The organism is Oligoflexia bacterium (assembly GCA_034439615.1).
Classification (GTDB): domain Bacteria; phylum Bdellovibrionota; class Bdellovibrionia; order JABDDW01; family JABDDW01; genus JAWXAT01.
On the sequence record JAWXAT010000049.1, the window covers coordinates 1 to 23480 of the forward strand.

The 23480-nt window shown below is 41.2% G+C and carries 22 protein-coding genes and 1 riboswitch; of the genes, 17 read left to right on the plus strand and 5 right to left on the minus strand.

What is annotated here, in order from left to right:
* Positions 1-312: hypothetical protein (locus SGI74_12010; GenBank protein MDZ4678219.1), on the minus strand; the 312-nt coding region annotated here is incomplete at its 3' end.
* Between the two features lie 390 nt (positions 313-702).
* On the minus strand, positions 703-2778 hold the full coding sequence (locus SGI74_12015) for a Tad domain-containing protein (GenBank protein MDZ4678220.1): 2076 nt from the start codon (positions 2776-2778) through the stop codon (positions 703-705).
* Positions 2779-2904: 126 nt separating this feature from the next.
* On the opposite strand from SGI74_12015, the gene SGI74_12020 reads away from it, so the two are divergent.
* The 8 genes from SGI74_12020 to SGI74_12055 all read left to right on the plus strand — a co-directional run bounded on the left by SGI74_12020 (position 2905) and on the right by SGI74_12055 (position 11434).
* Positions 2905-3834: a hypothetical protein gene (locus tag SGI74_12020; protein MDZ4678221.1), complete on the plus strand. Its 930-nt coding sequence runs from the start codon at positions 2905-2907 to the stop codon at positions 3832-3834.
* 4 nt (positions 3835-3838) lie between these two features.
* Positions 3839-4951: a beta-N-acetylhexosaminidase gene (gene nagZ, locus SGI74_12025; GenBank protein ID MDZ4678222.1), complete on the plus strand. Its 1113-nt coding sequence runs from the start codon at positions 3839-3841 to the stop codon at positions 4949-4951.
* Positions 4952-5005: 54 nt separating this feature from the next.
* A riboswitch (cobalamin riboswitch) is annotated at positions 5006-5139 on the plus strand.
* A gap of 18 nt (positions 5140-5157) precedes the next feature.
* Entirely contained in the window at positions 5158-6975 is a 1818-nt protein-coding gene (locus SGI74_12030) for a TonB-dependent receptor (protein ID MDZ4678223.1), read from the plus strand.
* On the plus strand, positions 6972-7823 hold the full coding sequence (locus SGI74_12035; protein ID MDZ4678224.1) for a helical backbone metal receptor: 852 nt from the start codon (positions 6972-6974) through the stop codon (positions 7821-7823). Before SGI74_12030 ends, SGI74_12035 begins: the two co-directional genes overlap by 4 nt.
* On the plus strand, positions 7823-8848 hold the full coding sequence (locus SGI74_12040; protein ID MDZ4678225.1) for an iron ABC transporter permease: 1026 nt from the start codon (positions 7823-7825) through the stop codon (positions 8846-8848). The genes SGI74_12035 and SGI74_12040 overlap by 1 nt, the downstream gene beginning before the upstream one ends.
* A complete protein-coding gene (locus SGI74_12045; GenBank protein ID MDZ4678226.1) occupies positions 8832-9587 on the plus strand; it encodes an ABC transporter ATP-binding protein in 756 nt (251 codons plus the stop codon). The genes SGI74_12040 and SGI74_12045 overlap by 17 nt, the downstream gene beginning before the upstream one ends.
* A 27-nt stretch (positions 9588-9614) precedes the next feature.
* A complete protein-coding gene (locus tag SGI74_12050; protein MDZ4678227.1) occupies positions 9615-10445 on the plus strand; it encodes a TonB family protein in 831 nt (276 codons plus the stop codon).
* Positions 10445-11434, plus strand: a complete 990-nt coding sequence (locus tag SGI74_12055; protein MDZ4678228.1) for a cellulase family glycosylhydrolase — start codon at positions 10445-10447, stop codon at positions 11432-11434. The genes SGI74_12050 and SGI74_12055 overlap by 1 nt, the downstream gene beginning before the upstream one ends.
* A gap of 14 nt (positions 11435-11448) precedes the next feature.
* Here SGI74_12055 and SGI74_12060 read toward each other — a convergent pair whose 3' ends face one another.
* Together SGI74_12060 and SGI74_12065 are read right to left on the minus strand one after the other, a co-directional pair.
* Complete coding sequence (locus SGI74_12060) at positions 11449-11577, minus strand: hypothetical protein (GenBank protein MDZ4678229.1); 129 nt, start codon at positions 11575-11577, stop codon at positions 11449-11451.
* An 87-nt stretch (positions 11578-11664) separates the two neighbouring features.
* Positions 11665-12531 (minus strand): hypothetical protein, encoded by an 867-nt coding sequence (locus SGI74_12065; protein ID MDZ4678230.1) that lies wholly within the window; start codon positions 12529-12531, stop codon positions 11665-11667.
* 3 nt (positions 12532-12534) lie between these two features.
* Here SGI74_12065 and SGI74_12070 point away from each other — a divergent pair, with 3 nt between their 5' ends.
* Positions 12535-13668, plus strand: a complete 1134-nt coding sequence (locus SGI74_12070) for a M23 family metallopeptidase (protein MDZ4678231.1) — start codon at positions 12535-12537, stop codon at positions 13666-13668.
* Positions 13669-13721: 53 nt separating this feature from the next.
* Here the strand turns inward: SGI74_12070 and SGI74_12075 are convergent, their stop codons facing one another.
* Positions 13722-14393, minus strand: a complete 672-nt coding sequence (locus SGI74_12075; protein ID MDZ4678232.1) for a transposase — start codon at positions 14391-14393, stop codon at positions 13722-13724.
* Positions 14394-14614: 221 nt separating this feature from the next.
* Here SGI74_12075 and galU point away from each other — a divergent pair, with 221 nt between their 5' ends.
* The 8 genes from galU to rpsB all read left to right on the plus strand — a co-directional run.
* Positions 14615-15499, plus strand: coding sequence for a UTP--glucose-1-phosphate uridylyltransferase GalU (gene galU, locus SGI74_12080; protein ID MDZ4678233.1), 885 nt, complete (start codon positions 14615-14617; stop codon positions 15497-15499).
* Positions 15496-16380, plus strand: a complete 885-nt coding sequence (locus SGI74_12085; GenBank protein ID MDZ4678234.1) for a hypothetical protein — start codon at positions 15496-15498, stop codon at positions 16378-16380. The genes galU and SGI74_12085 overlap by 4 nt, the downstream gene beginning before the upstream one ends.
* Positions 16377-18422: a primosomal protein N' gene (gene priA, locus SGI74_12090; protein ID MDZ4678235.1), complete on the plus strand. Its 2046-nt coding sequence runs from the start codon at positions 16377-16379 to the stop codon at positions 18420-18422. Before SGI74_12085 ends, priA begins: the two co-directional genes overlap by 4 nt.
* A 17-nt stretch (positions 18423-18439) precedes the next feature.
* The gene (locus SGI74_12095; GenBank protein ID MDZ4678236.1) at positions 18440-19345 is read left to right on the plus strand and encodes an ROK family protein; all 906 of its coding nucleotides are present in this window, start codon (positions 18440-18442) and stop codon (positions 19343-19345) included.
* Positions 19342-20211: a CFI-box-CTERM domain-containing protein gene (locus tag SGI74_12100; GenBank protein ID MDZ4678237.1), complete on the plus strand. Its 870-nt coding sequence runs from the start codon at positions 19342-19344 to the stop codon at positions 20209-20211. The genes SGI74_12095 and SGI74_12100 overlap by 4 nt, the downstream gene beginning before the upstream one ends.
* 44 nt (positions 20212-20255) lie before the next feature.
* A complete protein-coding gene (locus SGI74_12105) occupies positions 20256-21443 on the plus strand; it encodes an FAD-dependent oxidoreductase (GenBank protein MDZ4678238.1) in 1188 nt (395 codons plus the stop codon).
* Positions 21444-21464: 21 nt separating this feature from the next.
* Positions 21465-22388 carry a M12 family metallopeptidase gene (locus tag SGI74_12110; protein MDZ4678239.1) on the plus strand — a complete coding sequence of 308 codons (924 nt, stop codon included), beginning with the start codon at positions 21465-21467 and terminating at the stop codon, positions 22386-22388.
* Positions 22389-22559: 171 nt separating this feature from the next.
* On the plus strand, positions 22560-23480 hold a 921-nt coding region (rpsB, locus tag SGI74_12115; protein ID MDZ4678240.1), incomplete at its 3' end, for a 30S ribosomal protein S2.

Genomic DNA, 23480 nt, shown 5'->3' on the forward strand with positions numbered 1-23480 from the left:
GAGAACGGGTGTAATCTTTCGAGCTTTTGAAACTGTAATGTCGCCTAATCTAATGGCCATTTTTAATTCAGGAACAGTTTTTGATTTTCGAGCGACAGTTATAAAATTTGAACTATTAGCCTCAGAAAGTTTTAATGCTTTAACTGAATAATCAAAAAGGCTTGAATAGCCAAGATGAATAAAGACACGTTTTTCATCTAGAGTTTGTAAAATATCAATCAGTTCAGACTCTGCGTCATGAAACCTCTTTGCGATTTCAACGGCTTTTGTGTGAAGAGTGTTTATCTGAAGATCGTTTACATGATTTGTCACTTTCTTCTCCTGATTTGAAAATTTTATGTTTTTATGTTTCAAGTTTTCTTTTTTTTCTGTTTCATGTTTCATGTTTCATGTTTCATGAAATTCTTAAGATTTATAGCATGTGTTTTTAAGCAGTAATGTTTTAACGACTACAAGCTAATCTAGAATTGAGATGTAAGGCTCACCAATGCCTCAAGTGGCATTTAAATTAATTGGGATTTGTTTTTTGACATTTTCATAGACATAAATGCGATGGTCAAGCTGTCATAAACTCGCTTTACAGCGTCAAGGGAAAAATAAATTTTGTGGTGTTGCAGCTATAATGGGAAAAATAAATTTAAAATTACTTCGCCAACTAAATCAATACCCATAACTGAGGTTTTTTACCGGAGAATTAAAAAATCACGGACCCAAACCAATTGCCGTTGGATTATTTTTAATCGGCCCAGCAGTTCCACCACCACCCAGCGGCAAATCACCTCGCGTGAGAAATCGACGTGAGACAATTTTTACTGAATAACCACTACGCCCATTATTATTACCGGCTCTTCCAACGCCTACACCCTCTGGAAATTTATCTGGTGAGTCAGAATCTTGAGTCCAACTGGTGTTAAGATGATCACTACTTTTTAAAATCCAAAATGCTTGACTGCCAATTTCAGATTTTGCGTTAAATGAAATTTGGTAATCTACATTTTTTAATTGAGGTGTACCGCTCCGACGAAAACTTCCAAAATCCCAGCAATAAGGTCCATCACTATCACCACATGCTTTTAAAAAACCTGGGCCTGCACGGCTAACAATATTTTCATTAAATTTTGATTGTATCGAATAATAAGCGACGTCAAATAAATCTGGGGAAATTGCTGCAAGCTCGGCATAACGCGCATTAAACTTTTCATCACCATTTTTCTTAGACACAATTGGGTCAACGTTTGCGGATTTTAAATCACTTCTAATATTATAATAATCTTCCATGCGCGGAAGTTTATCCACAGTTGCCCGACTTGGAATAATTTGCGACAAACCATTTACACGGTAAAGTTCAGAACGTGGCCCCAAATTATCTCCGGGAAAGCGCGAATACCTGGGTGGAATCCATTCCATCTCACTGGTCATTTGCGCACCACCAACTCTTGGTGGTAATAACGGATCAACTAAACCACCTTGAGAATTTGGTGTGCCAGATTGCCACTGGCTTCCATACCACGGACCCATCTTACCACCAAAGGGCATAGCATAAGCTTCGGCCGTTAATTCAATTGAACCCAAGAATGGTGCAAAAAGCATTTTTGGTTTTGTTTTTGCTTTCACAACTACGTAAGCAACCGTCCACGGATCTTTTTCAAAACCCACAAGACTTCTTTTTTGGCCTTGATCACTGAGATCTTCATTAAGAAATGCTTCTGCTGTGATCAAGCGCAAATCAGAAGCTGTATCAATGCCTGCCATATCTTGGGCTACTTGAAATAACTCTTTAGATGCTTTGTCCATACGAGCTTGATTTTGTGGTGGCTCGTCCATATTTTTTACGTTCATTTTGCAAATAGTACCGGCAGCATTACTCTCATCATAAATATCTGCATACTTCACAAAAAGTCTCACATCTATTGGAACCAAAAAAGGTAAGGGCTGACCACCACGGTTAAGCGAATGATAAAATTGAAAATCTAACTCACCTGATTTATTTGGAAGTGTGAGATTATTTAAAAAAGTTTTTCTAACAGTGTCTGCAACAGAAGCACCACTGAGATCTTTAAAATCATTTCCGTTATTCACGATCAATAATTTTTCAAGTTCTTGCATAGCCCGACGACGCATCAATACCGCTTGCTTATAACTTGTAAGGAAATGTGCGGCTACGACCATATTTGCAATGCCAGCAGTTTTACAACTTTCACTGTACCGTTTGACAGCTTCTTTACCTTGCTCTTCATATTCTTTTACAAAATTTGGAAGAGCATTTTGTGCCCAATTTGGGCGCGGTGGACGCAAAGTCGGTGCATTAGTCCGACTTGTTTTGCATGCGTTCTGCATACTTCCAATGTCTCGTGGTCTTCCTGAAGGTTCAAACCATGATTCATACCAAAAAGAATTTTGCACACAAACAATCGGGCCCTTATAACCACCCGGTGGAGGTGGAGGAACTCCAGGAACCCACTCAGCTGCATATTCACCTGGCGCACCGGGTGAACCCGATGACGAAAGATAACGATTTCTCCCCGCATCACCCAGCGCCCACAAACGCCAGTTGAGTAACTTCCAACTTTGTCTGATTTGATAATTCACATGGGCCATGCTGTTTAAAACTTCAGCTTGTTTCATGGCGCCGTAATAAGCGGCGATGTCGACTGAGTTTTGCAAATTGATTTTGTCATGAATGATGAGACCAACATTAATAACCATGGCGAAAAAAATAAAAAGTACCTGAAAAATAAGGGCGATGAGAATGCTGACTTGGCCGCGTTGCGAATTCATACTTTTAGTTTAACTAGATTTGGCAAAAGTATTAACCATCATGAGGTCTTAACGCAGAGCGCGCTCATTGACAGCCAGGCTCGGCCTTGGGCAAGCTTATAAGATAAACCATTTAACGAGGTGGCAATGTTAGTTACAGCACGCGGTTTTATAATATTTCTAAGCTTCCTTTTCTCTTTCAACGCCAATGCCAACACACTTTTTGAAGGTTGGTTTGAGGTTTATTTAGGAGCAAAAAAAATCGGCTACATGACCGAGCGTTTTGAATTTGCAGATAAAAAATTTAAAGCCACGACCTACCTTAAAACTAATGCCGAGGGCGGAAGTATCACTGAAAGTCTAAAGGCGTTTGCTGGTCCAGATCTCACACCCCTCAATTACTCGTATACCTCCAAGTCAGGTGAAGAAATTAAAATCATCGACGCCACATTTAAGGGCGAACTCATGACCCTTAAAATTAATGATGGAAAATCAGATAAAAAAGAAACCAAGCGAATTAAAAAAGGCACGTTTTTATCTTCATTTCTACTTTACCTGATATTTCAAAATGGTGGCTTAAGTGTCGGAAAAAACTTCACCTACTCTGCCATTGCTGAAGAAGATGGTTCCGCTCATATCGGAAAAGCCGCCATCACCAGCAAAGAAAAAATCAAAGATAAAGAAACTTATAAAATACTTAATTCTTTCAAAGGCGATAAGTATTTCACCTGGGCAACAGCAAAGGGTGAAATTGTACTCTCTCGCGCACCTGAGAAAAATATCGATGTACGTTTTGTAGCCTCTCAAGCAGAAGCCACAAAAGGTTTTATGGTTAATAATACCGACCTAAAACTTCTCTTCGGAAAAATCCCTGGCGAAACAAGTACTGAAATCCCTACAGAAGAAACAACTCTTGAAACACAAGCTGCAGATAAGAAAAAACGTCTCACACCCACTGAACCTTCCGGCCCCGCTGGCAAAAAAGCAGGGGTTCCCGCTGGTGAAGGCCTTATGATTAAAGGTGTGCCTCCGACGAGTGCTCCACTCACAACTCCAACCCCTTATCAGAAAAAGTGAAACAATGAATATCAACGAGATTAAAAGAAAAATTGGACAAACATTCATCGTGGGCTTTGACGGTCACGAACCCACAAGTTCTGTAAAAAAATTCATCACAGACAATGATGTCGGCGGAGTAATTCTTTTCACACGTAACATTGAAAGCCCGGCTCAATTAGCAAATCTCAATAATGAATTACAATCACTTGCAACCAGCGGTTCAGATCAACTCTTTATCAGTATTGATATGGAAGGTGGACGCGTCGCCAGACTTAAAGCCCCGTTTACTCAATGGCCTCCGATGCAAATTCTAGGTGAAATTGGTTCTGCTAGCTTAGGTTTTAAATTTGCTGAAACCATGGCTAAAGAACTCTTAAGTGTCGGCATTAATCTTGATTACAGCCCGTGTGTTGATGTTCTTACAAACGACAAAAACACTGTCATTGGCGACAGAGCTTTTGGAATTGAACCAGAGATTGTTTCAAAAATGTCTTCTGCCCTTGTGCGTGGTTTTTTAAAAGCCGGTGTGATGCCTTGTGTGAAGCATTTTCCTGGCCATGGTGACACACTCGTTGATAGTCACGATGATATTCCGGTTGTGCATCACGATCTTGATCGTCTTGAAAAAATTGAATTTATTCCTTTTAAAAAAGCATTTCGCGCGCGATGTGATCTGGTGATGACCGCACATTTAAAATTAGATAAAGTTGATCCCATTTGGCCAGCAACTTTATCGACTAAAATTCTTCAAGATATTTTACGCGGCTCACTCGGTTACAGAGGTGCAATCATCACTGATGATATGGAAATGAAAGCTATTACCAAAAATTATAAAGTTGAAGAAGCCGCCGTTCAAGCCATCAAGGCTGGCTGCACGATGCTCCTTTATTGTCACACACTTGAAGTCTATGAACGCGGCCTTGAGGCAATCACAAAAGCAGTTGTTGATGGAGAAATTAGTAAAGACATTATAGAAAAAAATCTTGAACTGGTTTTGAAAATTAAAAAAGATAATCTGCAGCCCTATAAGCCCGCAAATGTGACCGAGCTCACAAAAGCCGTGGGGCATCCTGACCATCTAAAGCTCGCTAAACAAATTGCGCGCAAAGAAGTTCCTCCCGGGCTTAGCACTTAAAGCTGAATTTATCTGACCCTTTTGATTGACTCATCTCATTCATTTTAGATACACCCATATTTCATCCAAGTCGGTGCCTTCAGTTCGAAGGTGAAAAGGGAAGAGGAGTGAGAACCTCCCACGGACCCGCCACTGTAAAGGCTTTCATAGCCTGAGTCAGGAGACCTGCCGCACTTGTTCATATAAAGGAGGTACTCTTCGTGGAAATGAGAGCACCCAATACAAAATTATTTTTTTATTTTTTATTATTGCTGTTGTGTTTTCTCAACCCAGCACTCGCACAAGACGTTCAAAAATTAGAACCCACAGAAGTTGTTGCAACTCCACTTGACGCCATTGGTTCGCGCGACACCACACGCCCCGTGCAAATCATCACAGAATCAGAACTAAAAACAGAACAACGCCGATACACTGACGCACTTAATAGTTTAGGTGGAGTTCAAGCGCGCCTTGAAGGAAGCCCAATTATTAGTATACGCGGTTCACAAAGTTCAGCTCGAACACTTGTGATGCAAGATGGAATTCCACTTAATTTTTCTGATGGAGTTGGGTTTAATCCACTTTTTGTCGCCACAGAAAACTTAGGAAGCCTTGCCCTTCTTCGCGGCCCCTCATCAAGTTTATTTGGGCGCGACGCCATGTCTGGAGTTCTTGATTTCCAATCGCAACAATTAGAAAGACCCAAGTTTTATTCTGGATACGGTTCATTTAACACTCAACAAAATTTTGTAGGTGTTCCAATCAAAAGTGAAAACACCTCAGCGCAAGTGACCGCCTATCAAACGCGCACTGACGGAAACTTTCCCTACCGCGTTCAACGTAATAGTGCCAGTGGCACTCGCGCTCGTAATGACAGCGAACTTTTAAGATCCACCCTCTCAGCACAAGGCCAAGCCGACCGCGTACAATGGAAAACCTATCATCTCATTGCTCGACAAATCGGCTCTACCCCACAAGATATCAACACCCCAGCGGCAGGCACCGCATTTAATAATTGGGGTAGTCTTTCAGCTTTTTCTGCAAATGTGAAAATTGATGAAACCATTAATTTAAAATCTCGAACATCTTTTAAATATCTTGATCAACGCTACAACGATCAAGGAACCGGCCGCTCGCAAAGTTTGAGACAAGGTTTGGCTTTGAGTAAAAAATTTGAACAAGTTCGTTTTGAAATTTTTGATGATTATTCTACAGAGTTTTTTCGAGCAGGGTATTTAAACTCCGAGGGGCAATCAGTAAATCTTAACGAAGTTGGTGCATCTGTTCAAATTCCACTTGGTGAAAGTGTCACTCTACAATCGGCCGTGCGCGTGACAAATGATACTGGCACTGTTTTGCCTTCTGTTGGAGTAACAGGTGTAGATGAAAATGAGTGGCGCTATTTTGCAAACTACGCAGAAGGTTATAGGCCAGCAGATGTCACACAAAAATATGGTAGTTTTTTTGGTTTTTTAGGAAACCCCAGCTTACGACCAGAGCGCAGCAGAGAATTTGACATTGGATTTGAAAAAAATGTCACCCGCGAAGTACTTATTCACTTTGAAGCCTTTTCCCGGGACACATTTGATCTCTTTGATACACGCATGATCGGTGAGAATCTTACTTATCAAAATGTCGGTCGTGGACGCGCTTCAGGTTTTGAATTTCGAAGTGAATTTCATCGCAGCGATTTAAATGGAAACATTAATCTTGCCTACTTAAAAAATGAACAGCTAGATCCGGTGGCTTCACTTCCTTTGTCACCACAGGTACAAGCCTCATTGTTCTTAGAAAAAACATGGAGTACTTGGTCAATTGGGGCACAAGAGACTTACTGGACAAGTTATTACGATCGAGACAGCTTTAATCAATTAATTGATATGGGCGCATGGAACACGTTAGATCTTTTTTCTCGTCATAGATTTACAAATAATTTTAATCTTCGATTCAGCGCACTTAATATTTTTGATCATCCAAGAGAATTGAGATTTGGATACCCAGAACCTCAAAGATCATTTCTCATTGTTGGTGAGGCGACCCTGTGATTAGTGTGTTAAAAAAATATATTTATAACAATAGTTTTTTTAAATTAATGATCTTGTTTTTGTTTGTGGGCACTTTGGCAAATGCGAACGAAAACGCAAATGCGCCCAAACGTATTATTGCTCTTAGCCCAGCAATCGTAGAACTTATGTATACCTTGGGTTTTGAAAACAAAATCGTGGGCGCATCAGAGTTTGCCGACTTTCCTGAGGCAGCAAAAAAAATTCCAGTTGTTGGGCCCTACACAAAGCCAAGTCTTGAAAGAATTGTTCAACTAAAGCCTGATTTAGTACTCATTCCAATCGAAGGGCCCGCTGATATTAAAAGACGATTTGATCAGTTAAAAATCAGATACGAAGTTTTAAGCATGCGCACCCTTGATGAAATAGGTTCGACAGCAAAACAAATTGCAAGTCTTGTCGGAGAAGCTGACGTAGGAATTAAATTTGAAAAAAACTGGTCCAAACAACTAATTGAAAGTTTTAGTACGAAAAAAGTTTTTACAAAAAGTCCACATGTTCTTTTAGAAGTAGAGCATTCACCCTTAATAATCGCTGGCCAAATGACTTTCTTACACGAGATATTAGAAAAATGCGGGGGAGAAAATATCTTTAAAGACCTCAAGGGTTATCCGCGCATCTCTAAAGAGCTGCTTTTTAATAAAAAGATTGATCTCATATTGCTCGCTGATCATTTCTCTAATGAACAAACAAAAACGCGAGCCCTTAATAACTGGAAATCATTTTTGCCCACAAAAAATACACGTCTTGTGGTTTTAAGCCCCGACATTACAACACGCCCTGGACCCCGCTTACTTGAAGGCATTAAAATAATTTGCGGGGCACTTTAATGACCGATAGCACTGGCAAAACCACAAACACCATAAACGTTAAACTTCTGGTTCTCTTTTTTTTAGCCATCAGTGCATTTCTTTTTTCACTTCACCGCGGCCACGTTGAGATTTCATTTAACGAGATCATGGCTTGGCTCACAAAACAAAATATGTCTGATGAATCTGCATTTCTTATTTCAACTTTGAGATTTCCACGCACACTAGCTGCATTTATTATTGGCGCAACCCTTGGCGTTTGTGGATTAGTCTTTCAAACACTTCTAAGAAACCCACTCGCCGAACCCTACACACTCGGCTTATCTGGCGGAAGTTGCTTGGGCGCTGTGGCTGCACTTACATTTTCTTTAGAGCCACCTGAATTTTGGATCCCCACACTATCAACAGTTGGATGTTTATCTGCGACATTATTAGTATTAGGATTAGGCCGTAAAAAACTTTCATTTGAAAGTAGAAGCCTCATACTTTTTGGCGTGATGATTTCACTTTTTTTCAGTGCAGCAGTTGTAGCTGGGCTTTCTATTTTATCACCACAAAAACTTCAGACCGCACTTTTTTGGCTCTTAGGAGAGTTTGGTACAAGTCGCGACATCTGGATCAAATCCATTGGACCGGTTTTAGTTGCCGGTATGCTTATCATTTTATTTAAATCCCGAGGGCTTGACGCCTTAAGTCTCGGTGAAGCCCGAGCTCTTTCACTAGGCTTTTCTCCTCGCAAAGAGCGCGTTGTTTTAATTCTTATTTGTACACTATTAACCGCCCTGAGTGTTTGCATCTCAGGCCTAGTTGGTTTTGTGGGGCTTGTCTCACCTCATCTTGCTCGAAAATTTTTAAAAACATCACGGCATCATACACTCGTTATTGGCTCAGCTTTTACAGGCGCAATTCTTCTCACATTAGCCGACAGCATTGCGCGCTCAGCTCTCATGACAACTGAAATTCCCGCAGGAAGTATCTCAGCCCTTATTGGCGCACCGGTTATGATTTTTTTATTACTAGGATATAAAAATGCTTCGGTTGAATAAAGTCAGTAGCGGCTATGATCCGACTAAACAAATTTTAAAAGAAATTGATTTTGAAATTTCTAACGGCGAAATCATAGCCATCATGGGTTTAAACGGCTCAGGCAAAAGCACACTTCTACGAACTTGTCTTGGCCTACTTTCCCCCTTACACGGCGAAGTGTTACTCAACAACAAAAAACTTTTAAGTTACACTCCACACCAAAGAGCACAAAAGATTTCATTACTTGATTCACAAACTACTATTGCATTTTCAATGACCGTTCGAGAACTACTTGAACTCTCGATTTCTTTGCATGGTAAAAAAGAATTATTTGCCCTTGCTTTAGAAGCCGTTGGATTAAAAGGGTTTGAAGAAAAAAACCTGCTTGAACTTTCAAGTGGCGAAACAAGGCGAGCGCTTATTGCACATACGTTATGTACAAATGCTGAAATCATAATGATTGATGAACCATTTGCGCATCTTGATTGGCGGCACCAAGAACAACTTGCCCAAAGTCTGAAGTCTTGGAATAAAAAATTTAATACGACTTTTGTCTTAGCTATTCATGAACTTGAATGGATCATTCAAATCGCCCACACAGTTTGCGCACTAGGCAAAGGTAAAATTTTAGCAAGCGGTAGCCCAGAATATGTTTTCCAGTCGCAACTAGTCTGTGAATTGTTTGCTTTTCAAGCGCGCATCGACGAAAATCCTATAGATGGGTCACGTAGATTAACACTGGGTCGACCACTTAAATAAAACCAGGCCAACATTACAAAGGCAACCATGAGCAAAGAACGCAAAGCATTTTCTTGGTCCACTTCAATAGTTATTCATAGCATTCTCGCAATTCTACTTCTCAAAGCCGGTTATCATTATGCAATGCCTGAAGGTGACGTTGTGAGCATCGAAGTTGGAAGTGGCAATCAAGGTGTACAAACTGCAATTCCAACTGAGTCGCAAGATGTTGAAGTTAAAGCACCCGCGAAAACACAACCCATCGCAAAACCAATTGTCGCAGCTCAACCAAAACAAACATCAGAATTTAAACGTGTCGTAGAAAAACCTGATGCGCAACCTTTAGAACAAGAAGACTCACCAGTTGTTGTACCAATTGCTGAACCTTCACCTGAACCAGAAGCTCAAGCTGAGGAATCGCAAAAACCAGAAGAAGCCCCACCGGTTGTAGCACCCGTTGAAACACAAGCTGAAAACACTGATAATCAAGATGAAACTTCCGAGCAACCCGAGGTTCCACAAGAAGCAGCAGCACCTGGGCCAGTAGTAGCAAATCCTGATGCCACAGGAGAAAATTCAGCAGCTCCACCAAAATTTGGAACACCCGGCACAACTATTGACGAAGCAAGGTTAGTTCCCAAAGCTGGAAACAAAGAAGTTCGTTACCCATGGATGGCGCGCATGAAACGTCAAGAGGGAACAACCGTTGTTGCAGCATATGTAAGAAAAGATGGAACCATTTCACACGCGATGATTGTTAAGTCTTCAGGTGTAGAAGCGTTAGACAAAGAAGTCATGGAAATATACCCGAAGTGGCGCTTTCAACCGGGCACATCAGGCTGGGTTGTAAAGCCGTACCATTTCAGATTGAAAAAATGATGAAAAAATTTTTTGCACTAACAGTAATTTTAATCTCCTATCTTTTTGCTCCCCAGATTTTTGCATCTGGCACTGCAAAGCCATTAATGAATCTGGAGATCGGAGTCTGTACACATATTAACCACGGCCCCGAGCTTGAAGTGATTAAAGACATGGGGGCAAAATGGATTCGCATAGACATGAATTGGGAATACATGGAGCCCACAAAAGATAATTGGGAATTCACTCTATTTGATAAAATCGTAAAAGCCGCCAAAGACAACGGTCTAAAAATCTATGCGACTCTTGCGTATGCGCCGGCTTGGGCAAGTTCCAACGGAAAATCAAACGGTATTCCCGACGCTGAAGGTTGGAAACGCTTTGTACGTGTTGCCGTTGAACGTTACAAAAATGACATTCCTGTTTTTGGAATTTGGAATGAACCAAATCTAGAGGGTTTTTGGGTAGGTACATCTGATCAGTACGTTGAGCTACTGCTTAAACCTGCGTACACGGTTATTAAATCGATAAACGAAAATTTAATTGTCGCCGGACCCGACCTTGCTCATTTGTATAAATCAAATATTTCCATGGGTGATTTTTTTAACTCTATTAAAAAATTAAACGGCAGAAATTATCTCGATATTATTGCTCACCATATCTATGCAGGAGATGATTTCAGTAAAAAAGTGAACGGATATTCTTTTGCGGGATTTACATATAAAGATGGCCTCAAACAGCTTTTAGAAAAAGGCGGCGTAACCGATAAACCCGTCTGGATTACAGAGTTTGGAATTGACGCTAACGTGACTGGCGAACTTAAGCAGACAGAAGGCATAAGCTCACAACTTAAATTTATGGCTACTCAATCATGGATAAAAAATGCGTTTATATATGAACTAGTCGATGACCCAAGTATTGATTGGCAATATGGCCTTATCAACAGAAACAATCAGCCCCGCCCCGTTTATTACGAAGTGAAAAAGCTCATAAGTTCAGGGTTTAGATAATTGGCGGACTTTTCTTAGTCGCCGAATAGAACTTTTTTGGAAGGTGTTGAACCCTTGCTGCGAAGTCTACGTTTACGCTCGCGGCCTTCTTTTGATTTTTTCTTTTTACGTTTCAATTCTGTAGCTTTTGTTTTTGAGGCCATGATTTAAATCCTTTTTAAAAAACATTTACAATGCCAAGTAAGTAGCGCATCTGACTCAAATGTGCAACTAAAAGCTCGATTTGCTCCTTAGAACTGCAGCCAGGCTTGAAATGTATGGGCTGTATCGCCTGTGACGGCGACATTATTCTTCATAGCGTAAGCAGCACATAATTTAGGCCCTTCCCAGCCGACTCCACTGGTCCAATAGGTTTTGCTATTGATATTATCCCAAATACCACCCACTCGAAGCTGAAATCCCTCTCCCGCATCGATTTCCATACCTAAATTTAAACTTCCTTTTTTCTCAGGATTTCTTTTTTCTTGTCTAGTGACATCTGCGCGAAAACGCAAAATATCCATGATGATTAAGTGCGAACCAATTCCAATTGTTGGAACCATATCAAGATCGTCATCATTAAGAAGATCATAGCCAACGATACCGAAACCCAAAAATGTTGCAGGCACAACGAGCATACCTGCGGTGAAATTATGTTTTGTAAAACCAGGTGCTGCTGAGTTCATTCTAAAAAGTCTACGTCCTTGAAAGCCGATACCTAAACGTTGAAGAAATCTTCCAGCTAAACTAAAAGAAAAATCCTGATCGATAATTACGCGGTCATGAAATGAAGCGCGTTTATAATAATAACCAAAACCACCCGAAACAACTTTGTCAGGGCCATTATCAGTCATTGCAAATGAAGTCGTGTTTACCGGATCACTCAGTGTTGCGCGCGCTGTTTGAAATGTAGCTCCCACATTGTAGTCTTGAGTAAATGCGATTGCAGCTGGATTTAAGTAGTGTGAGTCGATGCCGTTTACAGCTGCACGTCCAGCTTCGCCAAGTGCGGTGGGTGCTGCGCCAAAAAAACTTTGTGCAAATGAATACTGCGGTTTACAAATCGAGAGTAAAACCAATACCATTAAGGCTGAAACAACACATCTTTGGAGATACATCGGATGACCCAAGCCTTTCGTCTAGCTTTTGCTTTTTTCGTACTACTATTCACTTTATCCTCAAATGCACTAGCGAACGCAACGGATATCAGCACAACTATTCGTGAAGTCACACCTGGCCAAACATTTGAAGATCTTTTATTACGCGCAGGATTTTCAAAACGACACGCCAACAGACTCCTGGTGAATCCCACCTTGCCCACAAGGATGAATCTCACACCTAATGAAAAATATCTTATCATTCACAATAAAAAACTTGGTCGTACAGAAGCTTGTTTTTATCTTGATTACTATAATGAGGCTGTTGGATTTTGGTTTGATAAAAACGGTGATGCTGGTGTCGAACGAAAACCCATCGACTTTAAAATTGTCACTAAAACTTTTTTTGGAAGAGTTCGCGGAAGCATCGTTGAGAGTATTAAAAAATTAATTCCCGATGAGTGGCCCGCAGCTCGTTTCGTTGATGCTTTTTCATGGGATCTCAACCTTGCTAAAAAATTAGTAAAAGATGACTCGTTTAAATTCACTATCGAAGAAAAATACGATCACGGACATTTTGTAAAGTACGGTGAAATTTTAAACGCTGAACTTGAGACTAACGGAAATCGCCTCAAAAGAGTCTTGTGGAGAAACGAACGAACCCATGTGTTTGTTGATCCCTCCATGCGTTTTGAAGACAGACCTTTCTATGCGCCCGTAGATTATCTACACATCTCAAGTCAATTTTCACGTCGACGCTTTCACCCAGTAAGACGAAATTATCAGGCGCACCTAGGAACAGACTTTGCTTTACCAGAAGGTTCGCCCGTTTATGCTACTCGTGACGGAATCATTAATGATCTCACGCGCCACAGGGCTAATGGAATTCTAGTTCAAATCAGACATGACCATGGTTTTGTGACAACCTACAACCATTTGCAACGTTGGGCGCCAAACCTAACAATCGGCAAAGCCGTACGTGTTGGTGAAATCATTGGATACGTGGGTTGCACAGGATATTGCACAAGCCCTCATCTTCACCTCAGCATCCGAAACGGAAACTATTTATACGACCCCGTATACCTAACAAAACCCTTCCCCCACAAAGAACGCAACTACCACGAATCAAACAAATACAAAACAATGGTAGCCCGCTAACGGCTAACGGCTAACGCACGGCCTTACTTCCTGCATTACAAAAAGGCACGGCCTTACTTTTCGTAATCATCGCGACTAAACGGAACCGAATCCCAATTTTCTAGAGGTAATGGTTTACGATTTTGCGGATCTTTTCTGAGGCGAAATTCACTTTTCCGCAAAGCCTTTTTAATGCTTTCTCGCTCTACATTTTTGTAAGAGGCGTTAATCCACTCCAGCGCCTTCTCTGGTGAATCATCAAATAGAATTTTGTCTTCGCTAATTGGAATTATTGAATGCCTTTGCCCCAATAAAATAGAGAGACTACTAAATGGATAGTCTTCAGCCTTATTGCAAAGACTGGCCTCAATAGGATTACGATAAACATATTTATAAGCGTGAAAAAAATAGAGCGCATTGTCTATCAAAGAATTGTGATAAGGGCCTCCCCAAATTTTGTTAATCCTTCCAGAGATTCGACCAACTTGTCGGCTAGATTCACGCATAAAATACTCCATAGCGTCTGGAAGATTTCGATTCGGATCACGACAGATGAGATGAAAGTGATTTGGCATCAAAACAAACGAAAAAATTTCAATCGAATAACCCCGATTAATTATAAATAAATAATGACACAGAATGCTCCACATTATCTCTAACGGAAGGGGGAAATCTTCTCTGTTATTGCTCCTACCCGTAATGTGGTGAGGGGCGTAGCTGCTCAAAATGCGATGTTTGCGTGCCATGTTCTAATGTCTTTGCAATGCGCACCAAGGCTCAGATTAAAAATAGGGCCTAACCAGAATAATCCGGACGGATTACCAAAAGTAAGGCCGTACCTTTTTGCATTGCAGGAAGTAAGGCCGTGCATTCCCGTCAGCGCGGTTGCTTTCCAGCAATCCATATGATTTATCAATAATAGGCTCCATTTGAACCTTAGCATTACGAAAAGTAAGGCCGTGCATTTATGATCAAAAAAGCTGTTATTCCCGTAGCGGGGCTTGGTACTAGGTTTCTTCCGGCAACAAAGGCTGTGCCCAAAGAAATGCTTCCAATTGTTGATCGACCTATAATTTTGCATGTTGTTGAAGAGGCGATCGCCGCTGGGATTGAAGATATTATTTTCGTCACGGGTCGACACAAAACTGCTATTGAAGAATTTTTTGATCATAATTATGAACTCGAAGACACTCTTGAGCGCCAAGGTAAAAAAGATCTTCTCGAATTAACAAAACGAATTTCAAATATGGTGAATGTCATCAGCGTTCGCCAAAAAAATCCAAAAGGTCTTGGCCATGCCGTATTAGCTGCCAAATCAATAGTCGGAAACTCTCCGTTTGCCGTTTTATTAGGCGATGAAGTTATGGATGGCTCTCCCACCGTGACTCAACAACTGGCAAAGGTTTATGAAACAGAAGGCCTTTCAACGGTTGCAGTTATGGAAATACCAAAAGAAGATGTCAAAAAATATGGAATCGTAAAAGTTGCGCCCCACAAAAATAAAAAGACTTTTAAGATTTTAGACGTCGTTGAAAAACCAAACCCTCAAGATGCTCCGAGCCGCTGGGCGCTGCCGGGTCGTTATGTCTTCAGCCCTGATATTTTTAAATATCTTGAAGAAACAAAACCCTCTAAAGGCGGTGAAATTCAACTCACCGATGCCATGACAAAATTAGCAGCAAAAGAAGGCCTTCTGGCTTACGCTTTTGATGGTTTACGCTTTGACGCCGGCGACAAGCTTGGCTACATTGGTGTGAATCTGGAATTTGCATTGCGACATCCAGAAATTGGCACCGCCACTCGCCAGTACGTACTGGATTTGGCTAAGCGATTAACACGAGAAGAGTCATGAATTTTCAAAGCCCGGGCGAAATTCGCCTCACTATGATTATGTTTATCTCACTCATGGCAGCAGCTTTATTATTCACAGTGAATGCCAACGCATATATTCCCACCTCTCATTTTATTTTTGATCGCACTGCCGCCCAACACGGAAAAAGCGCCTACTCCATTGAACAAGAAGTAATTTTTAGCGAAGGCATTGAACGCCTCACGGTTAAAGAGAATTGGCTTGTTGTAGATGGCGGTGAAATGCGTGTTCAAGCATATGGTGATAATTTTCGAGTTATAAAACTTCTTAAACGCGGTCGAAACTATTGGGTCGATCAAGACAGTAGCGAAAGAGGCGGTGAAGTTTCTCCTGATTTTTTTATGAGCCCACTACTCACTCGTAGTGCTATGGATCTTAAAAAACACTTTAATAAGTGGGGCATCATACCCGCTGAAGCATTGCGTGAAAAACGAATCTCAAAAGACCTTAAAGAAATTAAAGTAGAAACAGAAAATTTTGTAAGACTTGGTCGAGTCTCAGGCGCCGTCACTTATACTTACGGAAAACTTACTCCCGTGAATAGCCCAGCAACGCCTGGCTTGTGGATAGAGCAAGATGCATTTGTCATTCGTAAAATGCGTTCACCCAGTGGCGCAGAATTTTTCGGAAATAATTACTTAGCTTATTTAAAAAATCTTTGGTTTCCTAGAAATCAGACTATTACTTTTGATAATCATACAGTTGAAGTTCGTGTAACACGCGTACAAAGCATTGATCTTAATACAGAACAAAAACGTCAATTTGATTCTAACTGGTTTAGAAACCGCCCCGACGTTGCGACAATGTGGCCAAAATCTTCACTTGCACCCGTGGTTCAAGAGTTTTACAAACGGTTTCGATGATTGATTCAGAGTTTGTTGTAGTTGCCGTTGATGCACCCCTTCCACAAGCACTCACTTACCGCTTACCCAAAGATCTCGCCACACTTGTAAGTTTAGGTTCACGCGTTGTTGTGCCTTTAGGAAAAAGAAAATCCCATGGCGTTGTCATAGGCGAAAGCGAAGATGCAAGTCTTGGTGCAAAAATAAAATCAATCGGCGAAATCAGTGATGAACCAGCCCTTGGTGATAAAACTCGAAAGTGGCTCAAATGGCTTGCGCAATATTACATTCACCCTCCCGGCCAAGTTTATTCTTTGGCTTTTTCACCAGGGCTTGAGGGGCGAAAACGTAAAAGCAAAAAAACTTCACCAACTTTTTTAAAAGAAGGCGCGATCGAATCAGCTCCACCACCCACCCCTAATGCTGATCAAAAAAATGCCATTGAAACAATTCGAAAATCTGCGCAAGAAGAAAAATTTGATGTCTTTCTCCTTTATGGCGTCACGGGTAGTGGAAAAACAGAGGTCTATCTTCAAAGCATTGATCACGTACTTAAAGCCGGAAAACAAGCCCTAGTTTTAGTTCCAGAAATCAGCCTCACACCACAACTCATCAAACGGTTTGTTGGACGCTACGGCGACAATGTCGCGGTACTTCACTCACATCTCACCGAACGTGAACGCTCTGACCAGTGGTGGAGTGTAGTTCGCGGAAATAAACAAATTCTTGTAGGCGCGAGATCAGCACTTTTTTGCCCACTAGAAAACCTTGGTTTAATAGTTGTAGATGAAGAACATGAAACAAGTTTTAAACAAGACGAGCAGCTTAAATACAATGCTCGTGATGCCGCCATCATGCGCGCACAAATTTCCAATTGCCCCGTCGTACTAGGCAGTGCGACACCAAGTCTTGAATCTTGGCAAAACACACTTACAAAAAAATACAAGCTCTTAGAACTTTCAACTCGAGTTGAAAACAGACCACTGCCAGAATTTAATATCGTCGATATGCGTAAAGAAAAATCTGAGCGCGATCCAAATTTACCGTCTTGGTTAAGCAAGCAACTTTTTTCTGAATTACTTGAAGTTGTAGCCAAAAAAGAACAGGCCGCTTTATTTCTTAATCGCCGTGGTTTTGCACAATTTATTCTTTGCCCAAGTTGCGGGTATTCAGAACACTGTCCACAATGCAGCGTGACCTTTACCGTACATGGGCGTGGTACAAAAATTATTTGTCATTATTGTGGTTTAGAAAAACCCATTCCAAAACATTGTAGTTCATGCAAAGAAGGTTGCTACGTATCTGTTGGCTTAGGCACTGAAAAAATTGTCGATGAACTTCAAACACTTTTTGATAAACGAGGGATACCCGTACGCATCGCGCGCGCCGATCGAGATGAAATTAATTCTCGTGAAAAACTTGAGGGTTTATTAGAAAAAATAATTACACATGAAATCGACATCATTGTTGGCACTCAAATGATTGCCAAAGGCCATGACTTTCCAAATCTCACACTTGTGGGCATTGTTTTAGCAGACATTGGTTTAAATCTGCCCGACTTTCGCAGTTCAGAAAGAACATTTCAACTTCTCACACAAGTTGCGGGTCGCGCAGGACGACATCAAAAAGCTGGTCGAGTCATTTTACAAACGTTCGTTCCTGATCATCCTGCCATTGTGCATTCTACAAAACATGACTTTAAATCTTTTGCCGAATCTGAATTAATTTTTAGAAAAGAACTTAATTACCCTCCATTTGGAAAGCTTGCCAGTGTGCGCCTTCAGGGTTTGAATCTTCCTAAAGTTGAACAAGCGGCCGACATTACACGCGCGCGTATTGACCAGTTGATTCTGTCAAATCCTGAATACCAAAGTACAGATGTTATGGGGCCATGTGAATCAGCCATTGCCAAACTTCGCAATAATTATCGCTTTCAATTGCTTTTAAAAACTCAATCTGCAAAAGTTTTAAATGTTTTTTTGCAACACCTCACAAATGATATAGGTTGGTTACCAACAGGAGTAAAACTCACTATCGACGTCGACCCGCTTCAGCTGATGTAAGATTGAGGATCAAATAAATGAAACATACTTTGGCAATTGATTTAGGCGGAACCAACACAAGATTTGCCATCTTTACAAAAGATCTAACCTTGCAAGATGAAATGTCCATTGCAACAAATCCTCAATGGGGAGCAAAAATCGCCTCTGAAAAATGGCTTGATGCAATTGCGCCCTGGCTTACAAAATACTCCATCGATCTTGTTGGCATTGGTAGTCCCGGCCCGCTTGATACAAAGCGTGGAATGATTCTTGAAACACCAAATTTAAAAAACTGGGCTTTGTTTTCTTTCACAGATTTTTTCAAAACAAAACTTAACCTAGATTGTGTTCTTGAAAACGACGCCAATTGCGCAGTCTTTGGTGAATGGACATATTTAAAAATTCCAAATCTCATCGCACTTACATTGGGCACAGGAGTCGGAAGTGGAATTATCTCTGAAGGAAAACTTATTTTAGGCGCAGGTGGTCTTGCGAGTGAAGCCGGGCACATGAGCATTGATCGCAACGGCCCACTTTGTGAGTGCGGAAAACGTGGATGCTTAGAAGTTTTTGTCGGCGGCGCTTCACTTGTGAAACGTTATAATGAAAGACAATCTCAGCCCGTGATTGGAATCACACCCCAAGAAATTTTTAATCGCGCAGGTGCGGGCGAAAGTCTCGCACAAGAATTTGTAAAAGAATGGGTTTGGGCCCTAGCCATTGGTGTGGGAAACCTTGTAAATATCTTTAATCCTCAGAAAATTATTCTAACGGGCGGCGTTAGTCATGCATTTAATGCAAATGCTGACGAATTTCATAAAATTTTACTCACAGAAGCGTTCAAAGAAAGTTTAAAATGGTGTGATGTGGCGGTGTCCCAGCTTCAAGATAAAGCTGGAATCATTGGGGTTGCCGCCTGGGCACAAACTAGAAAAGCAACATGAGCGAAAAAACCTGTCCGAGTTGTAACAAACCATCTCCCGAGTTATTACGACTCGATGCTGACCTTAAAGGAAGGCTTAAAGTAGATGCAGGAATCACCCCACCCGATACAGCTTGCCCAAATTGCTATAACGATTTTACAAGCAAACTACAAAAAGCGTCACATAAAAAATCACGCAGAATAGCCAAAGAACAACAACGACTTAATTTATGGCGCAGTCGCGTTCATCTCATACGCGAAGCGCGCGAACAATTTGCTATCAAAAATTTTCCTGCTGCGGTTGTAGCTTATGAAAAATATTTTAGGGTTCTTGAAATTATCTATGAAGTGAAGCCCAATGAAATACAAGCTACGCACTTTAATAACTCCGCTCGCTCCAAAGAACTTGTTGTTATAGCCAGTGCTTATTGGGATCTCATGCGTATTTATGACCAATCACCGCGGTTTTCTAATCGCCTTGAACAATGCGCTGTAAAGTTATCTGAATTTTTGCCGCTAACACCAATCTATGGTGAGATTTTACGCAAAATTGAAGATTATAAAAAATCTGCCAAAAACAAAGACAAGTTTGATCTTGTCGCAAAGATGTCCACCAAGGGCAAACGACGTTGCTTTATCGCCACAGCAGCATTTCAAGATGCTGACGCACCAACTGTAGTTATTCTATCAAACTTTAGAGACAACATACTTGAACAGAGCCCCTTGGGCCGTAAAGTCACCAAATTGTATTACCGAATGAGCCCACCAGTAGCCGAAATCCTAGATCAGAGTGCTATCTTAAGAAATATCACACGCGGCGCCCTCGTTTCAATTGCAGGGCATTTAGACAAAAAATACAGCTTGAAAACCAAGCACCCTTCAAAATAGTCTAAGTAAGGTTAAAACACACAGCTGTAAGGAATCACAAGTCTATGGCAATCACACAACGCAAGACATCAGTAGCTATTTTAGGTGGTGGTCTCGCCGGCCTCACATGTGCAGCACTTCTTGAAAAAGAGGGCATTGATTATCTTCTTATCGACGGACAAGCAGAATTTGGCGGCCTTATTCAAGGTCAAATGGAACAAGGAATTTGTCTCGATTACGGTCTTAAATCAATTCCCGTCGGAGATGTAACCGCTAATCCTCTTTTACAACTCAATAAACTTTTAAATCTCGAGCTACCCATTGAGAGTTGGAATTTACCACCCGTAGTTTTTGGTAAAAATGAATTTTCAGAATTCGTGGGTTTTGGTTCAACCAAAAACAGAAGCCTTATTGAAGAGCTTAGTTATTATACAAGTTCACCCAGACTTTTAGTTTCCGGTGGGTGGAGCAAACTCATTGATCAATTGCTTAAAATTATTCCAGATTCAAAAAAACGAACCCGCTCTCATGTGACTAAACTTGAGGTCACTGATAATGTTGTTACATCTGTTTTAATAAACGGAGATACACAGCTAACAGCTGATCGCTTCGTATTTACATTTTCACCATCGGCATTAAAATCACTTTTACCTATTGACGCTGTAAATGCAAAAACACTTCAGCGCATCGCTAAGACCGAACCATTTACAGTACTGAGTCTTGATATCGCAATTAATCAACCCGTGAGTGAACTTAAAAACATTATGGTTCTCAACGACGGCGGCGATGATGATTTTTATGTTCTCGGGCAATTTGTAACAAACGTTGATCCCATGCGCGAAAACGCAGGCCTACAAATTTCTACATGGCTCACACTGATTAACGAAGAAACAACTATTGACGACGAAGCCACCTCAAAAGTCATTCGCAATATGAAAAAGGTAATCAAAAAAGCATTCCCAGAATTAATTACTAAAAAATCATGGGAGCGTCTCTTGGCTGTGCCACGAGCCATCGGAAATTTTGATCAGCTTCAATTAGAAAAAAACGGCACACTACCCGGGCTTACAAATCTGTATATGTGCGGCGGTCAAATTAATGGCGAGCACCGCAACACAGAAGCTGCAATTAAATCTGCACAAGCTGTGGCTTCCCAACTTGTTAAAAAAAGCACCTCGGCTTTTTATAAACCCGCAACTGAAATTGAAATCGCTGAAATTAAATCTACAGAAGTTGAAACCACTCAAGTATAAGGGCGGGGCTGTAGGTTTTTAATGAGCACGAACCAAAAAATATTTTTTGTTATTCTCTCGGGAATCGCCGCATATTTTCTCACATCATATCGAGCTGAAAACAGATCAACTCCTAATGAAGAGCCAGTGATTCCCTCACCAACTCCCGTTACACTTCAAGTGCCATCGCCTATTGAAAATAAAAAATTTCAACCCAATATCAATGTAAAAGCAATTTCTGCTCCACAATTATCTACTCAAAAAATAGAAGAAAATAAAAAACCCAATGGCCCACCCACAACTGTAGATTTTAAAATAGAAGATGGTTTAGCCGTGGCTTTTGGCGATGTGGTTTTGGGTGCACCACTGAATGAAAACATTGCAAAACATGGTATTGCAAAGCCCGCCCCCGTTAAACTCTGGGAGTCAGGGGTGATTCCATTTCATATTCAACCCACTATGCCGAACCCAGAAAGAATTCTTCAGGCGCTTGATTACTTTAAAAACACTCCAATAAATTTTATTCCATATAGCGATCAACCCGATGCAATTGTTTTTCAACCAGGGCCAGGGCATTGTAAATCGTACCTTGGAAAAGTCGGAGGCCTGCAACCCATTTGGCTTTCTGGCCAATGTTTTGCACCCGAAATCGCTCACGAAATCATGCACGCCCTTGGGTTTATCCATGAACATTCGCGAACAGATCGCGGTCAATATGTTGAAATCGTTTGGGAAAATATCGATGACCAGTATAAGTCACAATTCACAATGGCCCCAGAATCACTCATGCTACCCCTCAAAAGCACAAGCTTTGATTACCAGTCGATTATGATTTATGAACCCGATGCATTTGCGAGACAGCCGGGCCTAACTACCCTGCGCACTAAAGGCAATTCCCCCCTCTATCCGCTGAAAACTTTGAGTAAACAAGATGTTGAGCGTCTCTTTAAAGTTTATGCCCGTTAAGGGCCATCAAACCACCCAAAGAGTTGACTCTTTCCGCACGTTTATGCTACTTCTTGCAAGGTTTTTAATTAACTACACACTTCTCTTGATGAGTGGTTGGCCCCTGAAGGGTTTGAAATCACTTCTCCTAAACAAAGAGAAGGCGGACATATACCTATAGGAGGCACACGTATGTCACAAGTTACCATGAAAGAAATGTTGGAAGCCGGAGTTCATTTCGGTCACCAAACTGCCCGTTGGAATCCAAAAATGAAACCTTATGTATTTGGCGCTCGCGGCGGCATTTACATCATTGATCTTCAAAAAACAGTCACACTCGCACAAGCTGCTGCACAGTATGTAAAGAAAATTGCTGGTGATGGCGGTCGTATGATTTTTGTCGGTACAAAAAAACAAGCCCGCGAAACAATTCAAGAAGCAGCAAAAAAATGCGGTCAGTTTTACATGACTGAACGTTGGCTCGGTGGAACACTCACCAACTTCGATACCGTAAAACAAGGTATCAATCGTCTGCGTAAACTAGAGCAGATGAAAGAAAAAGATGATTATTCTGCATATGCAAAAAAAGAAGTCATTGGTTTTGAAAAAGAACGTCTCAAACTTACAAATGTTCTCGAAGGTATTAAAGAAATGAAGGAAGTTCCTTCAGCTTTATTTATCGTTGATCTTAAAAAAGAGCACATCGCAGTTCTTGAAGCTCGAAAATTAGGTATTCCCGTTATTGGAATGGCCGATACGAATTGTGACCCTGAATTGATCGATTATCCAATTCCGTCAAACGATGATGCAATTCGCGCCATTAAGCTTTTCACAAATATGATCGCTGACGCATACAATGAAGGCGCAGTTAACTGGGAACAAAAAATCAGAGCGATGACAGACAAACAAGCTGACGTTGCTCGTGAGATGAAAGAAAAGCAAATCGGCGACAAAAAAACCGCCGCTGATGCTAAAGCAGCTACACCAGCAAAAGCACCAACCCCTGTTGCGGGCCCTGCTGTCGTGAAGCGCGCGAAAAAGCGAACTCTTGTTGCCGCTGGAACAGCTGAAGATCGTGATGAAACCGATCCAGCAGAAGCCACAACAGAAGCC